This is a genomic window from Variovorax sp. P1_G12, from assembly GCF_056405555.1.
In genome coordinates, this window is the sequence record NZ_JBFUBW010000013.1 from 19,643 (window position 1) to 44,893 (window position 25,251).

General features: G+C 68.4%; 23 protein-coding genes. 14 read left to right on the top strand and 9 right to left on the bottom strand.

Annotated elements, in window-relative coordinates; genetic code table 11:
• Positions 1-2: 2 nt before the first annotated feature.
• Together AC1D2O_RS16485 and AC1D2O_RS16490 are read right to left on the bottom strand one after the other, a co-directional pair.
• Positions 3-884: a branched-chain amino acid ABC transporter permease gene (locus AC1D2O_RS16485; protein WP_478088633.1), complete on the bottom strand. Its 882-nt coding sequence runs from the start codon at positions 882-884 to the stop codon at positions 3-5.
• Positions 885-1,107: 223 nt separating this feature from the next.
• Positions 1,108-2,259 (bottom strand): ABC transporter substrate-binding protein, encoded by a 1,152-nt coding sequence (locus tag AC1D2O_RS16490; RefSeq protein ID WP_478088631.1) that lies wholly within the window; start codon positions 2,257-2,259, stop codon positions 1,108-1,110.
• A 115-nt stretch (positions 2,260-2,374) separates the two neighbouring features.
• Here AC1D2O_RS16490 and AC1D2O_RS16495 point away from each other — a divergent pair, with 115 nt between their 5' ends.
• Genes AC1D2O_RS16495 through AC1D2O_RS16505 form a run of 3 tightly spaced genes read left to right on the top strand, consistent with a single transcriptional unit; the run spans position 2,375 to position 5,852 of the window.
• The gene (locus AC1D2O_RS16495) at positions 2,375-3,457 is read left to right on the top strand and encodes a TRAP transporter substrate-binding protein (protein ID WP_478157502.1); all 1,083 of its coding nucleotides are present in this window, start codon (positions 2,375-2,377) and stop codon (positions 3,455-3,457) included.
• Between the two features lie 50 nt (positions 3,458-3,507).
• On the top strand, positions 3,508-4,800 hold the full coding sequence (locus tag AC1D2O_RS16500; RefSeq protein WP_478088627.1) for an SUMF1/EgtB/PvdO family nonheme iron enzyme: 1,293 nt from the start codon (positions 3,508-3,510) through the stop codon (positions 4,798-4,800).
• A gap of 23 nt (positions 4,801-4,823) precedes the next feature.
• Positions 4,824-5,852, top strand: coding sequence for an alcohol dehydrogenase catalytic domain-containing protein (locus tag AC1D2O_RS16505; protein ID WP_478088623.1), 1,029 nt, complete (start codon positions 4,824-4,826; stop codon positions 5,850-5,852).
• Between the two features lie 222 nt (positions 5,853-6,074).
• On the opposite strand, the gene AC1D2O_RS16510 is transcribed toward AC1D2O_RS16505, so the two are convergent.
• Positions 6,075-6,839, bottom strand: a complete 765-nt coding sequence (locus AC1D2O_RS16510) for a FadR/GntR family transcriptional regulator (protein ID WP_478088622.1) — start codon at positions 6,837-6,839, stop codon at positions 6,075-6,077.
• A 207-nt stretch (positions 6,840-7,046) separates the two neighbouring features.
• Between AC1D2O_RS16510 and AC1D2O_RS16515 the strand changes: the two genes are divergently transcribed.
• From AC1D2O_RS16515 to AC1D2O_RS16545, 7 genes are all read left to right on the top strand, one after another.
• Positions 7,047-8,252: an ABC transporter substrate-binding protein gene (locus AC1D2O_RS16515; RefSeq protein ID WP_478088619.1), complete on the top strand. Its 1,206-nt coding sequence runs from the start codon at positions 7,047-7,049 to the stop codon at positions 8,250-8,252.
• 149 nt (positions 8,253-8,401) lie between these two features.
• Positions 8,402-9,262, top strand: a complete 861-nt coding sequence (locus tag AC1D2O_RS16520; protein WP_478088617.1) for a branched-chain amino acid ABC transporter permease — start codon at positions 8,402-8,404, stop codon at positions 9,260-9,262.
• 5 nt (positions 9,263-9,267) lie between these two features.
• Positions 9,268-10,260, top strand: a complete 993-nt coding sequence (locus tag AC1D2O_RS16525) for a branched-chain amino acid ABC transporter permease (RefSeq protein WP_478088615.1) — start codon at positions 9,268-9,270, stop codon at positions 10,258-10,260.
• Positions 10,257-11,027 carry an ABC transporter ATP-binding protein gene (locus tag AC1D2O_RS16530; RefSeq protein WP_478088613.1) on the top strand — a complete coding sequence of 257 codons (771 nt, stop codon included), beginning with the start codon at positions 10,257-10,259 and terminating at the stop codon, positions 11,025-11,027. The genes AC1D2O_RS16525 and AC1D2O_RS16530 overlap by 4 nt, the downstream gene beginning before the upstream one ends.
• Positions 11,024-11,731 (top strand): ABC transporter ATP-binding protein, encoded by a 708-nt coding sequence (locus AC1D2O_RS16535; RefSeq protein ID WP_478088611.1) that lies wholly within the window; start codon positions 11,024-11,026, stop codon positions 11,729-11,731. Before AC1D2O_RS16530 ends, AC1D2O_RS16535 begins: the two co-directional genes overlap by 4 nt.
• 32 nt (positions 11,732-11,763) lie before the next feature.
• Complete coding sequence (locus AC1D2O_RS16540; protein WP_478157504.1) at positions 11,764-13,056, top strand: Zn-dependent hydrolase; 1,293 nt, start codon at positions 11,764-11,766, stop codon at positions 13,054-13,056.
• Positions 13,053-14,525, top strand: a complete 1,473-nt coding sequence (locus AC1D2O_RS16545; RefSeq protein ID WP_478089090.1) for a M81 family metallopeptidase — start codon at positions 13,053-13,055, stop codon at positions 14,523-14,525. Before AC1D2O_RS16540 ends, AC1D2O_RS16545 begins: the two co-directional genes overlap by 4 nt.
• A 19-nt stretch (positions 14,526-14,544) precedes the next feature.
• Here the strand turns inward: AC1D2O_RS16545 and AC1D2O_RS16550 are convergent, their stop codons facing one another.
• Positions 14,545-15,660: a substrate-binding domain-containing protein gene (locus AC1D2O_RS16550; RefSeq protein ID WP_478089092.1), complete on the bottom strand. Its 1,116-nt coding sequence runs from the start codon at positions 15,658-15,660 to the stop codon at positions 14,545-14,547.
• A gap of 134 nt (positions 15,661-15,794) precedes the next feature.
• Here AC1D2O_RS16550 and AC1D2O_RS16555 point away from each other — a divergent pair, with 134 nt between their 5' ends.
• From AC1D2O_RS16555 to AC1D2O_RS16565, 3 genes are read left to right on the top strand one after another with little or no spacing between them, the layout of a single operon-like run.
• The gene (locus tag AC1D2O_RS16555; protein ID WP_478089089.1) at positions 15,795-16,544 is read left to right on the top strand and encodes an ABC transporter permease; all 750 of its coding nucleotides are present in this window, start codon (positions 15,795-15,797) and stop codon (positions 16,542-16,544) included.
• Positions 16,541-17,260, top strand: coding sequence for an ABC transporter ATP-binding protein (locus AC1D2O_RS16560; protein ID WP_478089088.1), 720 nt, complete (start codon positions 16,541-16,543; stop codon positions 17,258-17,260). The genes AC1D2O_RS16555 and AC1D2O_RS16560 overlap by 4 nt, the downstream gene beginning before the upstream one ends.
• Complete coding sequence (locus AC1D2O_RS16565) at positions 17,257-18,102, top strand: ABC transporter substrate-binding protein (protein ID WP_478089087.1); 846 nt, start codon at positions 17,257-17,259, stop codon at positions 18,100-18,102. The genes AC1D2O_RS16560 and AC1D2O_RS16565 overlap by 4 nt, the downstream gene beginning before the upstream one ends.
• A 158-nt stretch (positions 18,103-18,260) precedes the next feature.
• On the opposite strand, the gene AC1D2O_RS16570 is transcribed toward AC1D2O_RS16565, so the two are convergent.
• Entirely contained in the window at positions 18,261-19,064 is an 804-nt protein-coding gene (locus AC1D2O_RS16570; protein ID WP_478089086.1) for a ParB N-terminal domain-containing protein, read from the bottom strand.
• A gap of 44 nt (positions 19,065-19,108) precedes the next feature.
• Positions 19,109-19,576: a winged helix-turn-helix transcriptional regulator gene (locus tag AC1D2O_RS16575; protein WP_478089085.1), complete on the bottom strand. Its 468-nt coding sequence runs from the start codon at positions 19,574-19,576 to the stop codon at positions 19,109-19,111.
• Between the two features lie 129 nt (positions 19,577-19,705).
• Here AC1D2O_RS16575 and AC1D2O_RS16580 point away from each other — a divergent pair, with 129 nt between their 5' ends.
• Positions 19,706-21,016: a D-amino acid dehydrogenase gene (locus tag AC1D2O_RS16580; RefSeq protein ID WP_478089084.1), complete on the top strand. Its 1,311-nt coding sequence runs from the start codon at positions 19,706-19,708 to the stop codon at positions 21,014-21,016.
• A gap of 58 nt (positions 21,017-21,074) precedes the next feature.
• On the opposite strand, the gene AC1D2O_RS16585 is transcribed toward AC1D2O_RS16580, so the two are convergent.
• From AC1D2O_RS16585 to AC1D2O_RS16595, 3 genes are read right to left on the bottom strand one after another with little or no spacing between them, the layout of a single operon-like run.
• Positions 21,075-22,205: a 2-aminoethylphosphonate--pyruvate transaminase gene (locus AC1D2O_RS16585; RefSeq protein WP_478157506.1), complete on the bottom strand. Its 1,131-nt coding sequence runs from the start codon at positions 22,203-22,205 to the stop codon at positions 21,075-21,077.
• Between the two features lie 42 nt (positions 22,206-22,247).
• Positions 22,248-23,981 carry a putative 2-aminoethylphosphonate ABC transporter permease subunit gene (locus AC1D2O_RS16590; RefSeq protein ID WP_478157508.1) on the bottom strand — a complete coding sequence of 578 codons (1,734 nt, stop codon included), beginning with the start codon at positions 23,979-23,981 and terminating at the stop codon, positions 22,248-22,250.
• A complete protein-coding gene (locus AC1D2O_RS16595; protein ID WP_478089081.1) occupies positions 23,978-25,108 on the bottom strand; it encodes a putative 2-aminoethylphosphonate ABC transporter ATP-binding protein in 1,131 nt (376 codons plus the stop codon). The genes AC1D2O_RS16590 and AC1D2O_RS16595 overlap by 4 nt, the downstream gene beginning before the upstream one ends.
• Positions 25,109-25,251: the final 143 nt, after the last annotated feature.

The following is a 25,251-nucleotide window of genomic DNA, read 5'->3' on the forward strand; positions in this document are numbered from 1 at the left end:
GCTCAGACCTTGCGTTCCTGCATGGAGCCGAACAGGCCCTTCGGGCGCACCAGCAGCACCAGGAACAGCAGTCCGAACGCGACCGCGTCGCGCATCGTCGAGCCGATATAGGCCACCGACAGCACCTCCGCGAGGCCGAGGAACAGGCCACCCAGCATCGCGCCGCGGATGTCGCCCATGCCGCCGAGGATGATCACCGCGATGCCCTTGTGCAGCATCGGCTGGCCCATCAGCGGGAACACGGCGTTGGAATAGAGGCCGATCAGAACGCCGGCCAGGCCACCGAGCGCGGCGGCCGCGAACGAAGTCAGGAAGAACAGGCCCTCGACGTTGATGCCGAGCAGGTAGGCCGCCTTGGGCGATTCGGCGATCGCGCGCAGCGCGCGGCCGAGCTGGGTGCGCTTGAGCGCCACCATCAGCACCGCCATCAGCACGAAGGACAGCAGGATGATGCCGAGCTCGAGCGCGGTCAGGTGCAGGCCTGCGAGGTCGAGCGATTCGCCCGACACCACGCCGGCCGGGAAGCGCACGTTCTCGGCGCCGAAGATGCCCTGCACGCCGTTGTTGAGGATGATCGCGACGCCGATGGTGGCGATCATTGGGATCAGGTGGGGTGCATTGCGCGCGCGCAGCGGCTTCAGCACCAGGAAGTCGATCAGGAGGCCCAGCAGGCCGCAGAAGACGAAGGCGAACAGCAGTCCGGCCCACAGGGGCAGCTCGAAACGCGCCATGGCCTGGACCGCGGCATAGGCGCCGACCATGAAGACCGCGCCGTGCGAGAGGTTGATGACGCCGAGCACGCCGAAGATGAGCGTGAAGCCGAGCGCGAAAAGCGCATACACGCACCCCAGCGAAAGGGCATTGACGAGTTGCTGTTCAAGCATGGAGTTTCCGTTCCGGAAAAAAGCGGGGCCGGCCAAGCCGGTCCCCGCTGTTCGTGAAACACCGCGGAACTGGCTTTGCCAGGCCGCTGGTGTTGCCCCCGGCGAGGGGGCTGAGGGCCGCGGCTCCAATTCTGCCTGCGCAGAATTGGACGGCCCGAAGAGCCGCCGCCTCCGGTGGCGACTCGAGGCGGCTACACGAAGTGAGCCAACCTGGGGGAGAGCCTTACTTCGCGATTACGAACTCGGCGCCCTTGGTCACGCTGACGATCGGGGTCTGCTGGGCGTCGTAGCCGGCCGGCTTGCCGGTCTTGTCGGTGGCGCGGCGGAACTGGAAGGCGCCGGTGGCACCGGTCCACTTGGCGTTCGGCAGCGCGTCGCGCAGCGCCGCACGGTCGGTCGTGAGGTTGCCGGTCAGCTTGACACCCTTGAGCGCCTGGGCCGCGATGAACATCGCGTCATAGGCTTGCGCGGCGAACTGGTCGGGCGCGGTCTTGTACTTGTCGTTGTAGGCCTTGATGAACTTGCTGTTCTCGGGCGTCGCGTTGCTGGACGACCAGGGGCTGCCGACGTAGAGGTTGTCGGACTGGCCCTTGGCGAGCTCGAACACCTTGACCGAGTTCATGCCGTTGCCGCCGATGATCGGCACGTTGAGGCCGAGCTGGCGGGCCTGCACCATGATCGGCGCACCTTCGGCGATCAGCGCCGACAGCACGATCGCATCGGCGCCGCTGGCCTTGATCTTGGTCAGCTGGGCCTTGAAGTCGACGTCGCCCTTGGCGAAGGTCTCGGTGGTGGTGACCGGGATCTTCAGGTCTTCGAGCGCCTTCTTGAAGTTGTCGTAGCCGCTCTTGGTGAAGACGTCGTCGTTGCCGTAGAGCACAGCGACCTTCTTGATGCCGGCGTTCTTGACCGCGGTCTTGATGGTCTCGGGCAGCACGTCGGCTTCGGTCACCGAGTTGCGGAACACGTGGTCGCCGATCGAGGTGATGCCGTCGGCGGTGTTGGAGGTGCCGAAGGCCACGGTCTTGGCGGCCTGGGCGATCGGGTCGGCGGCCTGGGCCGAGTTCGACAGGGTGGGGCCGAAGACCATCAGCACCTGGTCCTGGAAGATCAGTTTCTTGAAGACGTTGATCGCTTCTTCCTTCTTGCCCTGCTCGTCGGCGACGACCAGCTCGATCTTGTTGCCGTTGACGCCGCCGGCCGCATTGATCTCGGAGGCCGCGAGCTCGAAGCCGTTGCGGATCGCGACGCCGTACTGGGCTGCACCGCCCGACAGGGCTTCGGCAACGCCGATCTTCAGGTCGGCGGCTTGGGCAGCGAAGGCGGCGAAAGTCGCCAGGGCCAGCAGCGAAGTCTTGAACGGGAGTTGTCTCATTGGAAGGATCTTTCGGGGAAAGGAAGGAACGGGGCGGCCATTTTATAAGGTGCGCGTTCAGTGATTCCTACAATCGCGCGTCCCCGTCTTGCGGGATTTCCTGGAGTTTCACTCGATGCAGCGTCGTTTTCTGATTCAGCGTGGCGGTATCGCCGGCGTGCTGGCGGCCGGCATCGCGCCGGCCGCGCATGCGCAGGCGCTGACGCGCTGGCGCCTGGCGTCGAGCTTCGCGAAGTCGCAGGACCTGCTCTTCGGCGCCGCCGAGGCCCTCGCCAGGAAGGTCGGCGAGATGAGCGGCGGCCGGTTCCAGATCGAGGTCCATGCCGCGGGCGAGCTGATGTCGCCCCAGGGTGTGCTGGACGGCGTGCAGCGCGGCGCCATCGAGGCCTGTCATACGGCGGGTTCGTTCTTCTTCGACAAGAACGAGGCCTTTGCGCTCGGGGGAGCGATCCCCTTCGGCATGAATGCGCGGCAGTTGAGTGCGTGGATGACCGAGGGCAACGGCCTGAAGCTCAGCCGCGAGTTCCACGCCGGCTTCGGCGCGCTCTGTTTTCCGTGCGGCAGCGCGGGCGCCCAGCGGCTCGGCTGGTTCGTGCGCGAGATCCGCAGCGTGCGCGACTTCAAGGGCCTGAAGGTCCGCTTCGACGGCCTGGCGGGGCGCGTGCTCGCGGGCCTGGGCGTGGTGGTACAGGGCCCGGCGACGGGCTTCGACATCCGGGACGCGCTCGCCAAGGGCGCCATCGGCGCGGCCGAGGGCCTAAGCCCCTACGACGACCAGAAGCTCGGCCTGCCCAAGGTGGCGCGCATCTGCCATTTCCCGGGCTGGTGGTCCGGTGCGATGCAGCTCGACCTGCTGGTGCACCAGAAGGCCTTCGATGCGCTCACCGCCGAGTACAAGGCCATTCTGTCGGCCGCCAGCGCCGCGGTGCATGCCGAGCTGCTGGCGATGTACGACGCCCGCAATCCGGGGGCGCTGCGGCAGCTGGCCAGCGCCGGCGCGCAGATGAAGCCCTTTCCCGGGCCGGTGCTGGATGCCGCCTTCCAGGAGTCGATGGCCTTGTGCCGCGAACTGGGCGCGCGCAACCCGGCGTGGAAGAAGATCCACGACGACTACCGCGCCTTCCAGCAGAACCAGTTGTTCGCCGACCGCTTCACCGAGGCGCCGTTCGACGCCTACCTGCAAGGCGCAAAGCTATGAGGCGGGCCGGGATTTGCCCGGCTTGCGGCCGGCGGTCGCCATAATGCGCGATGCCTTCGAGTCCGCCGTCATCGACGCCGTTCGGCACGCCCGGCCTGCCGTATTCGATCGACTCGCCGGACATGCGCCGGGCCGGCCGTGAGCTGCTGTCGCTGGCGCTGATCGACGCGCGCAACCACACGCTGCATCTGCTGTCGCTCTACGAGCAGGCGCTGGGTGCGTCCACGCTGGCCGTGCCCCGGATCGAAAGTGTCGATCCGCCGGTCTGGCTGGCCGGACATCTCGGCTGGTTCTCCGAGTGGTGGATCGCGCGCAATACGCAGCGCGCCTTCGGCGCCGATTGCCCGGTGCGCCCGACGCGGCTGGCCGCGATCGAGCCGCGGGCCGACGCGTGGTGGAATCCCTCGCAGCGCGCGCCGGCCGACCGCGACGCGCCCGACCTGCCGGATCTGGCGCAGACCAAGGCCTACCTGCTCGACACCCTCGAAAGCACGCTCGAATTGCTCGAGCATGCGGCCGAGACCGACGCCGGGCTCTATTTCTATCGCCTGGCGCTGTTTCACGAAGACCTGCGCGGCGAGCAACTGCTGGTGATGGCGCAGACCCTCGGCCTGCCGCTGGCGGTCGAAATGCCGCCGGCCGCGGTGACGCGGCCGCCGCTCTCCGTGCCCGCGACCGCCTGGGAACTCGGCCTGGCGGAGACCGGCTTCGCCTTCGCGCAGGAGCGCGGTTGCGAGCGCGTCGAGGTGCCCGAGTTCGAGATCGATGCCCAGCCTGTCACCTGGAGCCAGTACGTCGAGTTCGTCGATGACGGCGGCTACGACCGGCCCGAATTCTGGCGCCCCGAAGGCGTGGCGTGGCTGACGCAGCAGGCCGAAGGGCGGCGCGGACCGCGTCACGTGGAACAGATCGGCGGGGCGCGCCATGGCACCGGGGGCTCGGTGCTGCTGCAGCAGTTCGGCCGTACGGTGCGCGCAGCGGGCAACCGCAGCGCCGTTCACGTCGCCTGGTGGGAGGCCGATGCCTGGGCGCGCTGGGCCGGCCGGCGCGTGGCAACCGAGGTCGAATGGGAAATCGCCGCCCACACCGCCTCCCGCCGCGGCTTCCGCTGGGCCGACGTGCACGAGTGGACCGCGGGCACGCTGCAGGCCTGGCCCGGCTTCCGTGCCGACCCGTGGAGCCTGGGCACGGAGTTCGATCCCGGGCCCGCCTTCGGCCAGGCCCGCGTGCTGCGCGGCGCCTCCTTCGCGACCCGGGCGCGCCTGCGCTCGTTGAAACGCCGCGGCTTCGCGCTTCCCGATCGCGACGACGGCTTCTTCGGCTTCAGGACCTGCGCGCTGTGAGCGCCTTTCACCAGGAGACTTTCATGATGCAAGCGGCGGTGCTCAACGAATTCGGCAAACCCCTGGCGATCGAGGAGGTGCCCGTCCCTCAGCCGCTCGCCGGCGAGGTGCTGGTCGAAGTGCTGGCTTGCGGCGTGTGCCATTCGGACCTGCACATCGCGGACGGCGACCTGCCGGGCTTCCGCGCGCTGACCAAGGCACGCGTGATTCCAGGGCACGAGGTGGTCGGCAAGGTCGTCGGCCTCGGCGGCGGCGTGACGGTGCTGAAGGTCGGCGACCGCATCGGGGTGCCATGGCTCTACCGTGCCTGCGGCCGTTGCGAGCAATGCCTCGAAGGCAACGAGAACCTGTGCCGCAAGGGTGCGGCCGTGACCGGCATGTCGGTCGATGGCGGGTATGCGCAGTTCATGTGCGCGAACGCGGACTACGCGGTGCGCATCCCCGATGCGTTGAGCGCCGAGCAGGCCGCGCCGCTGCTCTGCGCCGGGGTCACGAGCTATCGCGCGCTGCAGAAGGCGCATGTTGCCGCCGGCCAGCGCGTGGCCGTGTTCGGCGTCGGCGGGCTCGGCCATCTGGCCGTGCAGATCGCCCGCGCCCTGGGCGCCGAGGTCTTCGCGCTCGACGTCAGCGAGGCCAAGCTGGCGCTGGCGCGCGAACTGGGCGCGGACCATGCGCTGAATGCCACCGACCCGCAGGCCCTGGCGCTGATCCGCAAGCGGGGCGGCGCGCACGTGGCCGCCGTCACCTCGGCGGCCCACGTCGCCTACGACGCGGCGATGAGCATCCTGCGGCCGGGCGGCACGCTGTGCGTCATCGGCCTGCCGGCCGAGCCGTTGCGGTTCTCCGCCCTGGCCCTGGTGGGCAGCGAGGCGCATGTGATCGGCTCGGCGGTCGGTACCCGCGAGGACCTGCGCGCGGTGCTCGATCTCGCGGCCCGCGGGCTGCTGCATTGCCGCGTGGAATCGAGCCCGCTGTCGGCGATCAACGAGGTCTTCGACGCGATGCGTCGCGGCATCATTCAGGGCCGCGTGGTGCTGGATCCGCGCGGGTGAAATAGCCCCCACGCTCCCCCACTTCGTGTGGGTCGCTGCCCCCCGAGGGGGCCGCAGGCCGCCTTGGGGCGGCCCGGCGCCGGCCCGGATGGCCCCCACGTTCCCCCACTGCGTGTGGGTCGCTGCCCCCCGAGGGGGCGTCAGCAGGCCGCCCGTCGGCGCGAAGCGCGGACTTCGCCGCGCTGGCGGCCCGGCGCCGGCCTGTGAGCCCCCACGCTCCGTTCAACGCTGGCCGCTCGGCAGCAGCAGACGCTTGGCGCCGATGTGCGCTTCCATCTCGTGGTTGTGGATTTCCGCGTCGATCATGTGTTGGGCCATCAGGCGGCGCACGGTCTCGGCGTCTTCGTTGCGGTAGGCCGCCAGCAGCTTGGTGTGATAGTCGACATTGGCCTCGCCGAAGTGGTGATGGTCGAGCGCCTTCTTGTAGACCACGAGGTCGCGCAGCAGGTCGTTGAGGAAGCGGCACATGAACGAGAGCACCGGATTGGGGCAGCTTTCGGCCAGGATGGTGTGAAACGCGAGTTCGGCTTCGCGCTGGATGCGCAGTTCATCTTCCGAGGTCGGCTCGTGGGTGCACAGGCGGATGTTCTCTTCGAGGCGCACCATCTGCTGCGGCGTCAGCCGGCCCACCACGCTCACGGCCAGTTCGGGCTCCAGTGCCTTGCGCAACTGGTAGATGTGATGCCCGTCCAGGTGATGGAAGTGCAGGAAGTTGCGCAGCGGCTCCGAGGCGTGATCGACCGACACCTGCTGCAGGTAGGCGCCGCCGCCCGGCCCGGTCCGGATCGAGATCAGCCCGCGCACCTCCAGCGCCTTCAGCGCCTCGCGCACCGTGCTCTTCGAATAGCCGAAGAGCTCGATCAGTTCCTTCTCGTTCGGTAACCGGTCGCCGGGCTGCTTGCGCTCGGCCACGATCCATCGCTTCACGTCTTCGACGATGACGTCCGAGAGCTTTTGCCGCTTGGGACGGTGTTGGCCCACTGTCATGCGCACGCTCCATGCCCATCGGGAGATGCGCACCAGCGCGCGATCTTACTGGCGCTTGCGAAGGCGCTTTCTTGGGGAGGAGGGATGAATGCAGGCACGGCGATTGCTAACGGGTTTTTACTAGCATATTAATCCAATTTATCCAGTTAAATCGCCGCAGCTCGCGGAAGCCATTTCTTCACTTCACACCACGATCGGAGCGCTCAATTGCAACGCAGACAACTTCTCCAACTGGCCGCCCTCTCGGCCGCGCCCGCCTCCCTGCTCGCCGGCCGCGCCGCCTTTGCCCAATCGGCGGACCCCATCCGCTTCGGCTGTCCGGTGCCGATGTCGGGGGCTTTCGCGGCCAACGGCAAGTTCTCCGACCTGGGCATGAAGCTCGCCATCGAACAGTACGGCAGCGTGCTCAATCGGCCCCTGGCCTACACGGTGCTCGACACCGAAGGCAAGCCGGCGACCGCGGTGCGCAAGGTGCAGGAGGCCTCGCAGCAGCAGGGCGTGCGCTTCTTCGTGGGCGGGATCCTGTCGTCGGAAGCGCTGGCGATGGGCAAGGAAGTCGAGAAGGCCGGCGGGCTCTTCATGACCTCGGCCGGCGCTGACGAGATCACCGGCAAGGATTGCAACAGCGCCACTTTCCGCTGGTCGGTGCCCACCTTCGGTGCCATCGAGCAAACGGTGCGTCCGCTGGCGGCCGCGCTGCCCAACGCCAAGCGCTGGTACACCATCACGCCGCAGTACGTGTTCGGCGAGGGCCTGCTCGGCGCAGCCAAGGCGATCTTCCAGGAGAAGGGCATCGAGCACGTGGGCAACAGCTACCACTCGCTCAACGAGAAGGAGTTCAGCGGCTACCTCACCAATGCGGCGGCCGCCAAGCCCGACGTGCTGCTTCTGCTCAACTTTGGTGCGCAGTCGTCCGATGCGCTGCGCCAGGCGGTGAGTTTCGGCATGAACAAGAACATGACGATCCTGATGGCCTGGGCTTCGGGATTGGAGCAGTTCGAGTCCTTGGGCGCGGACCTGTGCGATGGCGTCTATTTCGGCGCCCAGTACTGGCACACGGCCGACACGCCGCTCAACCGCGACCTCGTCAAACGCACCGCCGACAAGCTCAAGATCGTGCCCAACTACAGCCTCGCGAGTTCTTACGTCGGCACCAAGATCCTGCTCGACGGCATCGTCAAGGCCGGCACGGTCGACCCGAAGGCCGTGATCGCGGCGCTCGAAGGCATGAAGTTCGACGGCCTGACCGGGATCGAGGAAATCCGCAAGGCCGATCACCAGGTGATCAAGGACTACTACCTGCTCAAGGGCAAGGCCAAGTCGAAGATGAAGAATCCGGCCGACTTCGTCGACGTGGTCAGCTTGGGCAAGTCGTTCCTTCCGATCGACAAGACCGGCTGCAAACTGGGCTAAAGAATGTGGCCCCCACGCTCCCCACTTCGTGTGGTTCGCTGCCCCCCGAGGGGGTGCAGCCCGCCTTGGGGCGGCCCGGCGGCGGGCTGGCCTGACCCCAGAGGACTCTTTTCCATGCGCTACCCGTTGGCGCGCCCTACGTCGCTCACATGACCGTCTACCTGCTCCAGACCCTCAACGGAATCGGCATCGGCATGCTGTATTTCCTGCTGGCCGTTGGCTTGTCCATCGTGTTCGGCCTGCTGCGTTTCGTGAACTTCGCCCACGGGGCTTTCTATCTGCTCGGTGCCTACCTGTGCTTCCAGGCCATGCAGTGGGGCCTCGATTTCTGGGCCGCGCTGGTGCTGGTGCCGCTGTTCGTCGGCGCGCTGGGATGGGCCGCCGAGAAGCTCCTGCTGCGCCGTGTCTACGCCAAGGCGCACGAGTTCCACATCCTCGTCACCGTCGGCCTTGCGCTCGCGGCGCAGGAAGTCGTGATCGTGCTGTGGGGGCCGCTCGGCAACAGCGTGCCCACGCCCGACCTGCTGCAGGGCGTGGTCATGTGGGGCGCCTTCGTCTATCCCAAGTACCGGCTCTTCGTGATCGGCTTCACGGCCGTGCTGGCGGTGCTGCTGTGGTGGGTGCTCGAGGGCACACGGCTGGGCAGCGCGGTCCGTGCGGGCAGCGAATCGACCGAGATGGTGTCGCTGCTGGGCATCAACGTGTTCCGCGTCTTCAGCCTGGTGTTCGCGCTGGGTGCGGCGACGGCCGCATTGGCCGGCGTCCTGGCCGCGCCGATCCGCGGCGCCGAGCCCTTCATGGGGGTCGAGGCGCTGGGCGTCGCCTTCGTGGTGGTGGTGATCGGCGGGCTCGGCAGCTTCGGCGGCGCGCTGGTGGGCGGGCTGCTCATCGGCGTGGTGCAAAGCCTCATGAGCACCCTCTGGCCGCCCGGTGCGAGCCTGATGATCTACATCGCGATGGCGGCCGTGCTGCTGCTGCGCCCGCATGGCCTGCTCGGCCGTCGAGGATGAAAACCATGCCAAGAAAAATCACGTTCCTGCTGGCGCTGGCGGTTGCGCTCGGCTTGCCGCTGGTGTTGCGCTCGGGGTCGCTCGCGAGCGAGGTGCTGATCTACGCGCTGGCGGCACTGGGCTGCAATCTGCTGCTGGGCTACACCGGCCTGCTGTCGTTCGGGCAGGGCATCTTCTTCGGCCTGGGCAGCTACACCCTGGCGCTGCTGCTGACGCGCCTGCAATTGCCGATGCCGGTCGCGCTGGCCGCGGCGACCGCCATGGGCGCGGTCGGCGCCGCGTTGGTCGGCTGGGTCGCGATTCGCCAGCGCGGCACTTACTTCGTGATGCTCACGCTGGCCTTCGCGCAGATGTTCTACTTCCTGGCCTACACGGCGACCGATCTCACGGGCGGCGACAACGGCCTGCTCGACGTGCCGCGTCCGCCGCTGTCGCTGTTCGGCCGCACGCTGTGGTCCATGGACACGCCGTGGACGTACTACGCCTTCGTCGCCGTGGTGTTCCTGATTGCGTTCGGATTGCTGCTGCGCGTGTCGGATTCGATCTTCGGCCGCACGCTGCTGGCCATCCGCGACAACGAGGACCGGGCCGCCGCGGTGGGCTACAACCTCCGGCGTTTCAAGCTGCTGGCCTTCGTGATCTCGGGCGCGGTCACCGGCCTGGCGGGCGGGCTGCACGCGATGATGACCGGCATCGCGCCGCTTTCGAATGCCGAATACCACACGAGCGAGATGATCCTGGTCATCACCGTGATCGGAGGCACCGGCAACCTCTTCGCCTCGGTGCTGGGTGCGGCTTTCTATGTGCTGCTGGCCGACTGGCTCTCGTCCTTGTGGCCGCGATGGCTGCTGTTGCTGGGGCTGTTGCTGATCGGCGTGAGCATCGGCATGCAGCGCGGCCTCTGGGGGCTGGGCGAAAGCGCGTGGCGCCGCCTGTTCCGCAGGTCGCCGCAGGTGCCGCAGCCGGAGGTCCTGGCCGGACAGGGAGAGAAGGCATGACGCAGACCGCACTGATCGAAGCCGTCGGTGTCACCAAGCACTACGGCAAGTTCGCCGCCCTCGGCGGCGTGGACCTCCGGATCCTGCCCAACACCGTGCATTCGGTGATCGGCCCCAACGGCGCCGGCAAGACCACGCTGTTCCACATGCTCACGGGCACCGGCACCACGACGGGCGGACGCATCGTGTTCGACGGCCACGACGTGACGCGTGAGCCCGACTACCGCCGGGTGCAGCGCGGGATGGCGCGTTCCTTCCAGGTCACGAGCCTGTTCGCCAGCCTGCCGGTGCGCGAGAACCTGCGGCTCGCGGCGCAGGGCGTGACGCCGCGCCGCGCGCTCAATTGCTGGCGCGCGCCGGTCGGCGAACTGTCCTGCGCCGACACCGTGGCGGAAGTGCTTCAGCGCATCGGCCTCGAGCGGCTGGCCGACACGCCGGCCAGCGTGCTCTCGCACGGCCAGCAGCGGCGCCTCGAAGTCGGCATGGCGCTGGCGGCGCGGCCCAAGGCGATCTTTCTCGACGAGCCGACCTCGGGCATGGGCATCGACGACCTCGACGACATGAAGCAACTGATCCGCGGCCTGCGCGACGCGCACACCGTGGTGCTGATCGAGCACAACATGAACATCGTGATGGACATCTCCGACACCGTCACCGTGATGCAGCAGGGCCGCGTCCTGGCCGAGGGATTGCCGGGCGACATCCGCGCCGATCCGCGCGTGCGCACGGCCTACCTCGGCAACATGATCACCGGGGGGCGCGCATGAGCGGCATTCTCGAAGTCGCGAACCTGCACAGCCACTACGGCAAGAGCCACGTGCTGCAGGGCGTCTCGATGACCGTGGGCGAGGCCGAGGTGGTCACGCTGCTGGGCCGCAACGGCGCGGGCAAGTCGACCACCCTGAAGAGCATTGCCGGCGCCGTCACACCCACCCGCGGCAGCGTGCGGTTCCAGGGGGCCGACATCGCGGGTCTCCCGCCGCACCGCATCGCGGCCCGCGGCGTCTGCCTGGTGCCCGAGCACCGCGGCATCTTCAAGCTGCTGACCGTGGAGGAGAACCTGCTGCTCGGCCAGCGGCGCGATTCGCCCTGGCAGCTCGACGACATCTACCGCATTTTTCCGCGCCTGAAGGAGCGGCGCCGCAACGGCGGGGGCCAGCTTTCGGGCGGCGAGCAGCAGATGCTGGCCATCGGGCGCGCGCTGATGAACCACCCGCGCCTGCTGATCCTCGACGAACCGGTGGAAGGCCTGGCGCCGGTGATCGTCGAAGAGATCGTCGCCCAGCTGAAGCTGATCAAGGCCGCCGGCGTGGCGATCCTGCTGGTGGAGCAGAACCTGGAGGTCTGCGTGCAGCTGGCCGACCGGCACTACATCCTGGAGCAGGGCGTGATCGTGCACGAGGCCGGCAACGCGGACTTCGTCGCCGACCACGAAGTGAAGGACCGCTACCTGGGCGTCGGCCTGGTCTGAATGCATCCGATCCGTCTCTTTCTCGCAAAGCCATGACTACATCCCCCGAACTTTCCCCCGTGTCCGACGCACCGGACGTGCGCCATCTTCGCGTCGACGGCCGGCGTCTCTGGAACTCGCTGATGCAGCTCGCCGAGCTCGGCGCCACCGAGAAGGGCGGCGTCTGCCGCATCGCGCTGACCGAGCTCGACCGGCAGGGCCGCGAGCTCTTCGCGCGCTGGGCCCGCGAGGCCGGCTGCGAGCTGCGCGTGGACCAGATCGGCAACATCTTCGCGCGCCGTGCCGGACGCAACAACGCGCTGCCGCCGGTCACGACCGGCAGCCACATCGACACCCAGCCCACGGGCGGCAAGTTCGACGGCAACTACGGCGTGCTCGCGGGCCTCGAGGTGATCCGCAGCCTCAACGATGCGCAGGTCGTCACCGAAGCGCCGCTGGAGGTGGCGGTGTGGACCAACGAGGAGGGCTCGCGCTTCGTGCCGGTGATGATGGGCTCGGGCGTCTTCGCCGGCGCCTTCACGCTCGAGCACGCGCTCTCGCAGCGCGACAACGAGGGCGTCAGCGTGGCCGATGCGCTGGCCGCCATCGGCCATGCCGGCCCGGCGCCCGCATCGGCGGCCGCATCCCCCGTGGGTGCGTACTTCGAAGCGCACATCGAACAAGGGCCGGTGCTGGAAGCCAACGAGCGCGTGATCGGCGTGGTCGAGGGCGCGCTCGGCCAGCGCTGGTACGACGTGGTGGTGCAGGGCATGGAAGCGCATGCCGGTCCCACCCCGATGGAACTTCGGCACGACGCGTTGCTGGCCGCCTCCGAGCTGGTGATCGAGGTCAATCGCATCGCGCTCGCGCAGGCGCCGCATGGGCGCGGCACCGTCGGCTGGATCGATGCTTACCCGAATTCGCGCAACGTGATCCCGGGCAGGGTGCGGCTCAGCGTCGACCTGCGCGCGGCCGACGACACCGTGCTGCTGGCCATGGACGCGGCGCTGAAGCAAGCGACTCAGCGCATCGGCGCGCTGCACAAGGTGGACCTCAGCGTCGAGCAGGTGGTGTATTTCCCGCCGCAGGCCTTTGCGCCGGCGCTGGTCTCGGCCGTGCGCGACGCCGCGCAGCAGCAGGGCATGACCTGGATGAACGTGATCAGCGGCGCCGGCCACGACGCGGTGTACCTGGCGCGTGTCTGCCCGACCGCAATGATCTTCGTGCCTTGTCTCGACGGCATCAGCCACAACGAGATCGAGGACGCGCAGCCCGACCACCTGGAGGCCGGATGCAATGTGCTGATGCAGGCGATGCTGCAAAGCGCGGGGGTGGTGACATCGTGAAAATCCTGATCGCCCGGCTCAATCACGAGACCAACACCTTCTCGCCCGTGCCCACGCCGCTGGCCGCCTTCGGGCCCGACGGCCCGAGCTTCGGCGAGCAGGCCTATCGCGACAACAAGGGCATGCGTACCGCGATGTCGGCCTTCATCGACCTGGCCGAGCAGGCGGGTGCGACGCTGGTCACGCCGGTGTCCGCTTCGGCCAATCCCAGCGGGCCGGTCGACGCGCAGGCCTACACCACCTTGTGCCAGAGCATCCTCGATGCCGCGCCGGGGTGCGATGCGATCCTGCTCGACCTGCACGGCGCGATGGTGGCGCAGAACAGCGTGGACGGCGAAGGCGAGCTGCTCGCGCGGCTGCGCGCCGCGGCGCCCGGCGTGCCGATCGGCGTGGCGCTCGACCTGCATGCCAACGTGACGGCGGCGATGGTCGGCAACGCGGACGTGATCGTCGGCTTCAAGACCTACCCGCACATCGACATGTACGAAACCGGCGAGCACGCGGGCCGCCTGCTGCTGGACCTGCTCGCCGGTCGGAGCCGACCCGCGATGCGGTGGCACTCGCTGCCGCTGATGGCGCACACGCTGCGCAGCGCCTCCTTCACCGGCGCGATGCAGCGCGCGATCGAAGCGGCGCGCGAAGCCGAAAAGGCCGAATCGCTCGCGGTGTCGATCTTCGCGGGCTTCTCGCTGTCCGACATCGAGGCGCCCTGCATGAGCGTGGTGGTGGTCGATGCGCAGTCGCCCGAGCGCGCCCAGGCCACGGCCGATCGCATCGCGGCGCAGATGTGGAGCGAGCGGGAGGCTTTCGTCTACCGCAGTGAACCCCTGGCGGCATCGATCGCGCGCGCCAAGGTGATCGCGCAGGGCGCCACGCGCCCGGTGCTGCTGCTCGACCATGGCGACAACTGCATGTCCGGCGGCAGCTGCGACACCATGGATGTGCTGCAGGAAGCGCTGGCCCAGGGACTCGACGGCATCGGCGTCGGGCCGCTGTGCGATCCGCAGGCCGTGAGCGAGCTCATCGCGGCGGGCGTGGGCGCGACGGTGACGGTGGCACTCGGCAACAAGGTGTCGCTGGCAGGCATCGGCCTCGTGAAGACGCCGCTGCAGCTGACAGGCACGGTGCGCACCATCAGCAACGGCGAGTACGTGATCACCGGTCCCACCTACACCGGCCAGCGCGCCAGCATGGGCCGCACGGTGCTGTTCGACATCGGCGCGGCACGCATCGTCGTCACCGAGCGCACCCAGGAACCCTGGGACATCGGTGTCTTCGAATGCGCGGGCCTCGATCCGCGCGGCGAGCGCTTCCTGCTGCTCAAGTCGCGCATGTACTGCCGACCGGTGTTCGAGCCGCTGTCCGCCGCGCTGGTCGAGTGCGACAGCCCGGGGGTGACGAGTTCGGACTATGGGCTGTTTCCGTTTTCCAAGGTACGGCGCCCGGTCTTCCCGCTCGATCCCGCTTGAGCGTGCACGCGGGCCGGGGCTACGCCTTGGCGCGCGAGGGGGCCTTTTTCGCCTTGAAGCTCCACCACGGCAGCAGCGTGCTCAACGACTCGACCTCGCCGCTGCTGGCGCTTTCGTAGCCCGGCAGCGTGCCGAGCTGGTGCTGCCAGGCGGCGCCGCGCAGCAGCACCAGCAGGGCCTGGATGGCCGGCTGTTCGAGCGCCGATTTGAGGCAGGCCAGGTGGTAGCGCTCCTGCACCAGCGGCACGAAGCCCAGGCCCGCGCCGAGCGCCGCCGATTCGATCCCGAGCGCCGCATCGGCCTCGCCGGCGGCCACCGCATGCGCGGCGGCCGCGTGCGAGGGCTCGTGCCGGGCATAGCCGTCGATGGCGTCGGCCGTCAGGCCGTCGCGCTCCAGCAGCTCATCGAGCAACACGCGCGTGCCGGTGCCGATCGACCGGTTCACGTAGCGAGCGCGGCGGGCGGCGACGTCGGCCAGGTTCCGCAAGCCGAGCGGATTGCCGGGCGCGACGATCAGGCCTTGGGTGCGGCGCGCGAAACCGATGATCTTGTGCAGTCCGGGCTTGAGCAGCGGCTTGTAGGTGCGCTGCGCGAGCGAGCCGGTCGGCGGCCGTTCCAGCGTGTGGAAACCCGCCATCACGCAGCGTCCCTGGTTCAGCGCGCTGATCGCATCCACGCTGCCGGTGAAGCGGATGTCGAGTTGCAGCCGGGCGGTGGCCGCCGCGTGCGCGCGCAGCAGCACCAGTGCATCGTCGTGGCTGGCGTGCAGGCTCAGGACGTGCGTGCTGTCGTCGAAGGCGAGCGCGAAGGCGCGTTCGAGGTCGGCATGCAGCGCCTCGATCTGGGGTGCCAGCCGGGCCTGGGCCTGGCGTTCGGCCCACAGCAGCTTGTCGCCGAACTCGGAGAGCTGGGCCGAGCGGCCCTGGTCGCCAGTCACCAGCGGGTGCCCCAGTGTCTGTTCCCAGCGCTTGAGCTCGCCCCAGACGTGGCGGTACGAATAGCCCACGGCCCGTGCGGCGGCCGAGATCGATCCGTGTTCGCGCACCGCGTGCAGCAACTCCATCAGCGGGTTGCGAATCAGCGTCCGGCCGTGGCGGCGGGGTGCGATGGCGTAGGAGAGTTCGATCTGCTGCACGAGGGAGGAAAAGAGAAGAGAGAGCACCGAGGATTATGCAGAGCCGCCCTTCAACCTATGCAAGTGATTGCATAGGTTGGCGGCGCACGCCTGCCCATACTGCTGCGCTCCCCGCTTCCCGCTCCACGCCTTGCATGAACACCTTCGCCGACAGCGCCGCTGCCGCCTGGCACCTGGTCGTCTCCGCCGACCCCTTGCTGCTTGCCATCGTCGGCCGCTCGCTGGCGGTCAGTGCGACGGCCTGCGTGCTGGCCTGCGGCTTCGGCCTGCTGCTGGGCGCCTGGCTCGCGGTGGCGCGTTTTCCGGGGCGCGGCCTGCTGCTGACGCTGCTCAACACGCTGCTGGCGCTGCCCTCGGTGGTGGTGGGCCTGGTGATCTACCTGCTGCTCTCGCGCTCGGGTCCGCTGGGTTTCCTGGGCTGGCTGTTCTCGTTCAAGGCGATGGTGCTGGCCCAGACCATCCTCGTGTTGCCGGTGGTCACGGCGCTGACGCGCCAGACCATCGAGGACGCCGACCGCGCCCACGGCGAGCAGCTGCGCTCGCTCGGCGCCGGCAACTTCGTGCGTTCGCTGCTGCTGGTGGCGGACGAGCGCTATGCGCTGATCACCGTGGTGATCGCCGCCTTCGGCCGCGCGGTGTCGGAAGTCGGCGCGGTGATGATCGTCGGCGGCAACATCGACGGCTTCACGCGCGTGATGACCACCGCGATCGCGCTCGAAACCAGCAAGGGCGACCTGCCCCTGGCGCTGGCGTTGGGCCTGGTGCTGCTCGCCGTGGTGCTGGTGCTCAACCTGGCGATCGCGGCGGTGCGCGGCTGGCGCGAGCGGGTCGACGGCGGCATGGTCGACGCGGCCGGCGCGCGGCGGCTGGAGGTTGCGCCATGAGCCGAACGGCAAAAGGCCCGGCTGCGGGCACGCCTCTGTTCAGTCTCCATGCGGCCGAAGTGCGCTTCGGCGAGGTGCAGGCGCTGGCGCCCACCCATCTGACCATCCATGCCGGCGAGCGGGTCGCGCTGATCGGCGCCAACGGCAGCGGCAAGAGCAGCCTGCTGCGGATGCTGCATGGCCTGGTCCCGCACGCGGCGGGCGTCTTCGCGAGCCGGGTGCCGCGCAAGGCGCAGGCCATGCTGTTCCAGCGGCCGCACATGCTGCGCGCCAGCGTGCGCAACAACGTCGCGCTGGCGCTCTGGCTGCACGGTGTGCCGTGGCGCCTGGCGCAGCGCGAGGCCGTGGCGGCGCTGGCACGGGTCGGCCTGGCCGAGCTCGAAGGCCGCAACGCGCGCACGCTGTCGGGCGGCCAGCAGCAGCGCCTGGCGCTCGCGCGGGCCTGGGCGCTGCACCCGGACGTGCTGCTGCTCGACGAGCCGACCGCCAGCCTCGACCCGACCGCCAAGCGCGAGGTCGAGGCCCTGATCGCCGAGGCCGCGCAGGGCCGCACGCTGGTATTCGCCAGCCACAACCTCGGCCAGGTCAAGCGTCTCGCGAGCCGTGTCATCTACCTGGAGCACGGCCGCGTGCTGGCCGACCTCCCGGTCCGGGATTTCTTCGGCGGTCCCTTGCCCGCCGAAGCCCGTCTGTTCGTCAAAGGAGAACTGGTATGAAGTCGTTCAATCTGTCCCGAAGCCTGATGTCGGTGCTGGGCGCGGTGGTCGTCGCGGCGAGCGCGCTGTCGGCCCACGCCGAGACCCTCACCATGGCCTCGACCACCTCGACCGAGCAGTCGGGCCTGTTCTCGCACCTGCTGCCGGCCTTCAGGCAGGCCAGCGGCATCGACGTCAAGGTGGTCGCGGTCGGCACCGGCCAGGCGATCGACATGGCCAAGCGCGGCGATGCCGACGTGCTGTTCGTGCACGACACGGCGGCCGAGGAGAAGTTCGTCGCCGACGGCTTCGCCGCCAGGCGTTTCCCGGTGATGTACAACGACTTCGTGCTGGTCGGCCCCAAGGGCGATCCGGCCGGCATCAAGGGCAAGGACATCGCCGCGGCGTTGAAGAAGATCGCCGCCTCCAATGCGCCCTTCGTCTCGCGCGGCGACAAGAGCGGCACCGATGCCGCCGAGCGCCGGCTGTGGTCGCAGACCGGCATCGGCGAAAAGGCCGGCCAGCCGCTGGCGAACGACAGGAAGGGCACGGGCTACAAGGAGTGCGGCTGCGGCATGGGTCCGGCGCTCAACATCGCGGCGTCGAGCGGCGCCTATGTGCTGGCCGACCGCGGCACCTGGCTCAGCTTCAAGAACCGCGCCGATCTCGCGGTGCTGGTGGAGGGCGACAAGCGCCTGTTCAACCAGTACGGCGTGATGGTGGTGAGCCCGGCGAAGTTCCCGCAGCTCAACGGCGCGGGCGCGCAGAAGTTCGTCGACTGGATCATCTCTCCCGTGGGCCAGTCGACCATCGCGGCCTACAAGATTGGCGGCGAGCAATTGTTTTTCCCGAACGCTGAATAGGGCTCGCCCCCCAGGTTGGCTCACTTCGTGTAGCCGCCCACCCCCCTGCCGGGGGGCAACACCAGCGGCCCGGCGAAGCCGGTTCCGCGGTGTTTCACGAAGGGGCCGGGCTTCGCCGGCCGGTGGAGCGCCGAGCCGAGTCCCTGCCGCCCTGAGGCTCAGGCCTCCGCGGCCTGCAACAGCGCGTGCAGCGCGGCGACCTGACGGCGCAGGTCTTCGTTCTCGGCCGTCAACTCGGCGACGCGCTGCGTCAGCCGCTCGACGGCGTCCGGTTCTTCCGACGTCTGCGTTTTTTCCGGTTCCGCACGCGTGGGGCGCTTGGCCTCGCGCACGCGCTTCGCCGCCTGCTTGAGCTCGTCCTTGCCGCCGTTGGCCGCGGCCACCTGTTCTTCGGCCGGCAGGCTGGCCACGGCCGCCGCGGCATTGATCGAGATCGTGCCGGACTTGACCGCGGCCACCAGCTCGGGCGCCGCCTGCTTCTGGATCTTCTCGATCATCACCACCTGGCTGCTGCTCAGGCGCGCCGCCTTGGCGATGGCTTCGCGGCTGTTCAGGGGCGCTTGCGGCGGCAGTGCCGGATCGGCATCGAAGGGCGGATCGTCGGCGGCATCGGACGGGGCCGCGGATGCGCGGGCTTGCCGTCCGGCCACGATCTCCTTCTTTCGCAGCGCCAGCACGCCGCGCAGGAAGTCCGAGACGCTGCGCCGGCCCAGGTGCTGGTCGATCATCCACAGGTGCACGTCCTCCAGGGACTGGAAGCGCGTGTTCTGCACCGTCTGGAACGGCAGGCCGTGCTTCTGGCAGATGCCGTAGCGGTTGTGGCCGTCCACCAGCACCTCGCCCCACAGCACGAGGGCATCGCGGCAGCCTTCGGCCAGGATGCTGCGCTCGAGCGCTTCGTATTCCTCCGGGGTCAGGGGGTCGATATAGGATTTCAGGTCTTCGTTGACGACGATGTTCATGGAGGCGGGGTTCGGGGACGAGGGGCGGGATTCTAGGTGCAGACTCAGCGGTCCATCGGCAGGTAGAGGCTTTCCTTGACCTCTTCCATCACGACATAGCTGCGCGATTCGGCGGTCACGGGCAGCTTCTTGAGCAGGCCGCCCAGCAGGTCGCGGTAGTCGCTCATGGCGCGCAGCCGCGCCTTGATGAGGTAGTCGAAGCCGCCCGACACCAGGTGGCATTCCATCACCTCGGGCACGAGCAGCAGCTCCTCGCGCACCTGGTCGAAGACGTCGCCCGACTTCGACGACAGCGTGATCTCGACGAACACCAGCAAGGTCTTGCCGACGGCCTGCGGATCGATGCGCGCGTGGTAGCCGGTGATCACGCCCTCGCGCTCCATGCGCCGTACGCGCTCGGAGCAGGGCGAGGTCGACAGGCCGATCTGCTCGGCCAGATCGGTCATCGAAATGCGGCCCTGGCGCTGCAGGATGTCGAGGATTTTCCGGTCGGTGCGGTCGAGTTCGGTCATTTCACTCCCGGAGGGCGGTTGGAGGCAGGAAGGCAGCTGAAATCACTGCAGAGAGGCATTATTTCAGTGGAGTTTATCGGGATTGAATTCATACCATTGACTCCTTACCTGTTCTCTGGGAGTTTGGCGATGAAAGTGATCGTTTTGGGCGGCGGCGTGATCGGCGTGACGACCGCGTACTACCTGGCGCGCAATGGCGCCGAGGTCACCTTGATCGATCGCCAGGGCGGCCCGGCGCAGGAAACCAGCTTTGCCAACGCAGGCCAGGTGTCGCCCGGCTATTCCACGCCGTGGGCCGCGCCGGGCATCCCGCTCAAGGCGCTGAAGTGGATGTTCCAGAAGCACGCGCCGCTCGCGATCCGGCCCGACGGCACCTTGTTCCAGCTGCGCTGGATGGCGCAGATGCTGAAGAACTGCTCGCCCGAACGCTACGCGCTCAACAAGGAACGCATGATGCGCGTGGCCGAGTACAGCCGCGATTGCCTGCGCGAACTGCGCGCCGAGACCGGCATCCACTACGAGCAGCGCACGCAAGGCACGCTGCAGCTGTTCCGCAGCCAGGCCCAGCTCGACGCCGTGCAGCGCGACCTGGCCGTGCTCGAGGAGTGCGGCGTGCCCTACACCCTGCTCGACCGCAGCCGGCTTGCCACGGTGGAACCGGCCCTGGCCCGCACCGGCGATCTGCTGGCCGGCGGCCTGCACCTGCCCAACGACGAAACCGGCGACTGCAACCTGTTCACCCAGGGCCTGGCCGCGATCGCGCGCGGGCTCGGCGTCGATTTCCGCTTCCATCAGTCGGTGGACGGCCTGGTCACCGACGGCGGCCGCATCACCGGCGTGCGCCTGGGCGGCGCCGCGAACGAGGTGCTCACCGCCGACCGCTATGTGCTGGCCTTCGGCAGCTATTCGCGCGACTTCCTCGCGCCATTGGGACTGGACATTCCGGTGTATCCGGTCAAGGGCTATTCGCTGACCGTGCCGCTGGTCGACGCCTCGCTGGCGCCGCAGTCCACGGTGCTCGACGAGACCTACAAGGTGGCGGTCACGCGCTTCGACGATCGCATCCGGGTCGGCGGCATGGCCGAGCTCGGCGGCTTCGACCTGCGCCTCAACCCGCGCCGGCGCGAGACCCTGGAGCGCGTCATCACCGACCTGTTCCCCTGTGGCGACCTGCCGCGTGCCACCTTCTGGACCGGCCTCAGGCCGATGACGCCCGACAGCACGCCGATCGTCGGCCCGACGCGCTACGGCAACCTGTTCCTCAATACCGGCCACGGCACCCTCGGCTGGACCATGGCCTGCGGCTCGGGCAAGCTGGTGGCCGACGAGGTCATGGGCCGGCGGCCCGACATCCGCACCGACGGGCTGGCCATCGATCGCTACCAGCCGGCGGTGTCGGGCCCGCGGAGCGCAAGCCGGCCGGCCGGCGTTCCGGCCTGAACCGCAACCGGCCTGGGCGTCCGGCGAATCGCCGGCCCCGCCTCAGGCCGGCGTCGGTTCAAGCGAGGGCGGGCGCCGACACCTGCCGGATGCCCATGGCCTCGAGCGTGTCCGCAATCGCCGCGACCGCGCCCGGAATGCCGGCCTCGCCGAAGTGGCCCATGCAGCCGACGCGGAAGGTTTCCACCTGCGTGAGCTTGCCCGGGTAGAGGATGTAGCCGCGCTTCTTCACCTCCTGGTAGAAGGTCTTGAAGTCGTACTTCGGATCGTCCGGCGCGTGGAAGGTGACGATGATCGGCGCCTGCAATGCCGGGTCGAGGTAGCTGCGGAAACCCTGCGCCGCAAGCCCCGCGATCAGGGCCTTGCAATTGCGCGCGTAGCGGCCGCCGCGCGCCTCGAGGCCGCCTTCCTCGACGTACTGCGCGATGGCCTCGTCGAGCGCGGCCACCACGTGGGTCGGGGGCGTGAAGCGCCACTGCGTCGTCTTCTCCATGTAGACCCATTGGTCGTACAGGTCCATCGCGAGCGAATGGCAGTTGCCTTCGCACTTCTCGAGGATGCTGCGCCTGACGATCACGAAGCCCATGCCGGGCACGCCTTCCAGGCACTTGCCGGAGGCCGCGATGACGGCATCGAAGGGCGTCTTGCGCGCATCGATGTCGAGCGCGCCGAAGGAGCTCATCGCGTCGACGATCAGTCCGCGGCCATGCCTGGCCACCACCAGCGCGACCTCGTGCAGCGGATTGAGAACGCCGGTGCCGGTCTCGCAGTGGACCAGCGCGACGTGGGTGATCGTCGGGTCCGCCGCCAGCGCGCGGTCGACGTCGGCGGCCAGCACCTGCTTGTCCTCGGTGTAGTCGATGGTCGTCAGCTTGCGGCCCAGCACCTTGCAGATGCGGGCGATACGCTGGCAATAGGCGCCGTTGTTCGGCACCAGCACATGGCCGTTGCGCGGCACCAGGGTGCCGATCGCCGCCTCGACCGAGAAGGTGCCGCTGCCCTGCAGCGGAACGCATTCGTGCGTGCCCTCGCCGCGAACGATGCGCAGCACCTGCTGGCGGATGCGCGCGGTGATCTGGTTGAAATCGGAATCCCACGATCCCCAGTCGCGCAGCATGGCGGCCCGGGTCCGGTCGGAGGTGGTCAGCGGGCCGGGGGTGAGAAGGATCGGGTGAGAGGCTTGGCTCATGGTGTCTCCAGGTGAGGGAAGGTCCGGATGAAGGCGAGGGGGTCAGGCGCGTCGCAGGTTGCGCCAGGCCTGGGTGCGGGCGAGCATCACGCGCGTGAGCAGCGCATAGGCCACGCAGACGACAGCCGAGGTGATGACGATCAGGCTGGCGAGCGCCGCGGCCGGACCGATGTCGCCGGCTTCGTCCAGATGCATGATCGCGACCGACGCCAGGATGGTTTCGGGCGAATACAGGAAGATCGCGCAGGACAGGCTGGCCATCGAGACGACGAAGTAGTAGCGGCCGATGTCCAGGATGGCGGGCAGGCAGACCGGCACCGTGACGCGCAGGAAGGTCTTGAAGAAGGGCACCTTGAGCGAGGCGGACACGGCTTCGAATTCGTTGTCGATCTGCTTGAGCGCGGTGACGGCGGTCAGGTGGCTCGAGGTGTAGTAGTGGACGATCGTCGACATGATCAGGATCGCCATCGTCTGGTAGAGGAAGTTGAGCGGGTTGGCCGGGTGGTTGAAGAACATCACGTAGCCCAGGCCCAGCACCAGGCCGGGCACCGCCATCGACAGCACCGCCATCAGGTGCATCGCGCGCCGCATCAGGCCGAGGTTGCGCGTCTTCTCGATCAGGTAGGCGCCCACGAAGACGATCAGCGAGCCGCCGATCGCGGTGGAGATCGCGAGGATGAGGCTGTTCGTGTAGGCCGCCGCCATGTCACTGTCGACCAGCGCGAAGTGATAGTGCTTGAGCGTGAACGACAGGTTGTAGGGCCAGAGCGTGATCAGCGAGGTGTAGACCGCCATGCCGATCGTGGCCAGCAGCAGCGTGCAGACCCCCACGCAGAACAGTGCCAGCAGCGAATCGGCCAGGCGGCGCGGCTTGGGGCTGAACGGCACCGAGCGCGCCGTCAGCTGCGCCTTCAGCTTGCGCCGCACCGTGTAGTCGATGGCGAACGAGAGAATGGATGGCACCAGCAGCAGCAGGCCGACCACCGCACCCATCGAGAAGTTGTGCTGGCCGACCACCTGCTTGAACACGTCCACCGACAGCACGTTGAAGTTGCCGCCGATCACCTTCGGCGCACCGAAGTCGCTGATGACGTAGGTGAACACCACGGTGGCGGCGCTGATCAGTCCGTACTTGCAGGAGGGCAGGGTGATCGTCGTGAACTGCCGCCAGCCGGGCGTGCGCAGCGCCGTCGCCGCTTCATAGAGCCGCCCGTCGRCCAGCGAGAGCGCGGTGACGAGGATCATCAGCGCGTGCGGGAAGGTGTTGTAGACCTCGGCCAGGATGATCCCCGGCGCGCCATAGATCGAGGCGCCGCCGAGCAGGAACTTGAGCGCGCCCTGGTTGCCGAACCATTGCACGAAAGAGATCGCCGAGAGCAGCGAGGGCGCCAGCAAGGGGATCAGCGCGATCAGCCGGAAGGTGGCCTTGAAGGGCGTGGGCAGGCAGGTGCGCGTCAGGGCGTAGGCGCAGACGAAGGCCGCGGGCACCGAGATCAGCACCACCACCGTCGACACCCAGATCGAGTTCCAGGCCGCGCGCATCAGGCTCGGCGTCTGGAAGTAGGTGATGAAGTGGGCCAGGCCGACGAAGCGGCCGTCCTTGCCCAGCACGGCGTTGACCAGGATCGAGAACAGCGGCGCGATCAGGAAGACGAACAGCATCGCCATCACGGCGAGCAGCACGGCGCGGGCGATCAGCTCGTCGCGGCTCCAGCGCAGGCCGGCGCGGCGAGGCCGGGCGGCGGCCGCCGGATGAACGCGTGCCAGCGTGTTCATGCCTTTCCCTTCCTCTCGCAGAAAGCCCGGATGCGGTTCGCGCGCAGCGCGATGTCGATGCGGTTGCCTTCGCGAATATCGAGGTCGTGCAACTGGTTGAGCGAGAAGTGCAGGCCGAGGCTCTGGCCGTGCAACTCGTCGGCCGTGACTTCGGCGATGCACAGGCCGCCGAGGAATTCGACCTTGGTGACCAGCGCGCTCAGGCGGTTGGGCGTGTCGGGCCCCAGGTGCTCGGCGATGCGGTCTTCCGGCCGCAGGTAGAGGTTCACGGCGTCGCCGGGCACGAAGCCGCTGTCGCAGGCGTCGCACTGCAGTTCCATGTCGCCGACGCGGAAGAGATTGCCGCCCAGCGCGTGGCCGCGCAGCACGTTGACCTTGCCGACGAAATCGGCGACGAAAGGCGTGGCGGGCCGCTCGTAGATGTCCATCGGCGTGCCGACCTGCTCGATCACGCCGTGGTTCATGACCACGATGCGATCGGCCATCGACAGCGCTTCCTCCTGGTCGTGCGTGACCATGATGGTGGTGATGCCGACCTGCTTCTGCAGCCGGCGGATCTCCCCGCGCAGGCGGATCCGTTCCAGCGCGTCGAGCGCCGACAGCGGCTCGTCCAGCAGCAGCAGGCCCGGCCGCGTGGCCAGCGCGCGCGCCAGCGCGACGCGCTGCTGCTGGCCGCCCGAGAGCTGGCTCGGGTACTTCGCACCCGAGGTCGGCAGGCCCACCAGCGTGAGGAGCTCGTCGACGCGCGCCTTGATCTCTGCCTTCCTGGCCTTGCCGTTGACCAGGCCGTAGCCCACGTTGTCGGCGATGGTCAGGTTGGGGAAGAGGGCGTAGGACTGGAACACGATGCCGTAGTCGCGCTTGTCGGGCGGCAGCCAGGAGACATCCCGCCCGTTCTGCAGGATCTGTCCCGAGGTCTGCGTCTCCAGCCCGGCGATGATGCGCAGCAAGGTGGTCTTTCCGCAGCCGGAGGGGCCGAGAAAGCACAGCATCTCGCCCGGCTTCACGCGCAGATGCACGTCGCGCAGGGCGCTGAAGGATTCGAAGTCCTTGCGGATTCCGACGACTTCCAGCGCGGCGGTGGCTTGCAGTTCGTCTGCGATGAACTTGGCGGCGGTCATATCCATTTTTCGATAACTCCGAGACGCACGAAACGCGGACCCCTTCCAGGAACACCGCGGAACCGGCTTTGCCGGGCCGCTGGTGTTGCCCCCGGTAGGGGGTGGGCGGCTACACGAAGTGAGCCAACCTGGGGGCGAGCAACAATGCC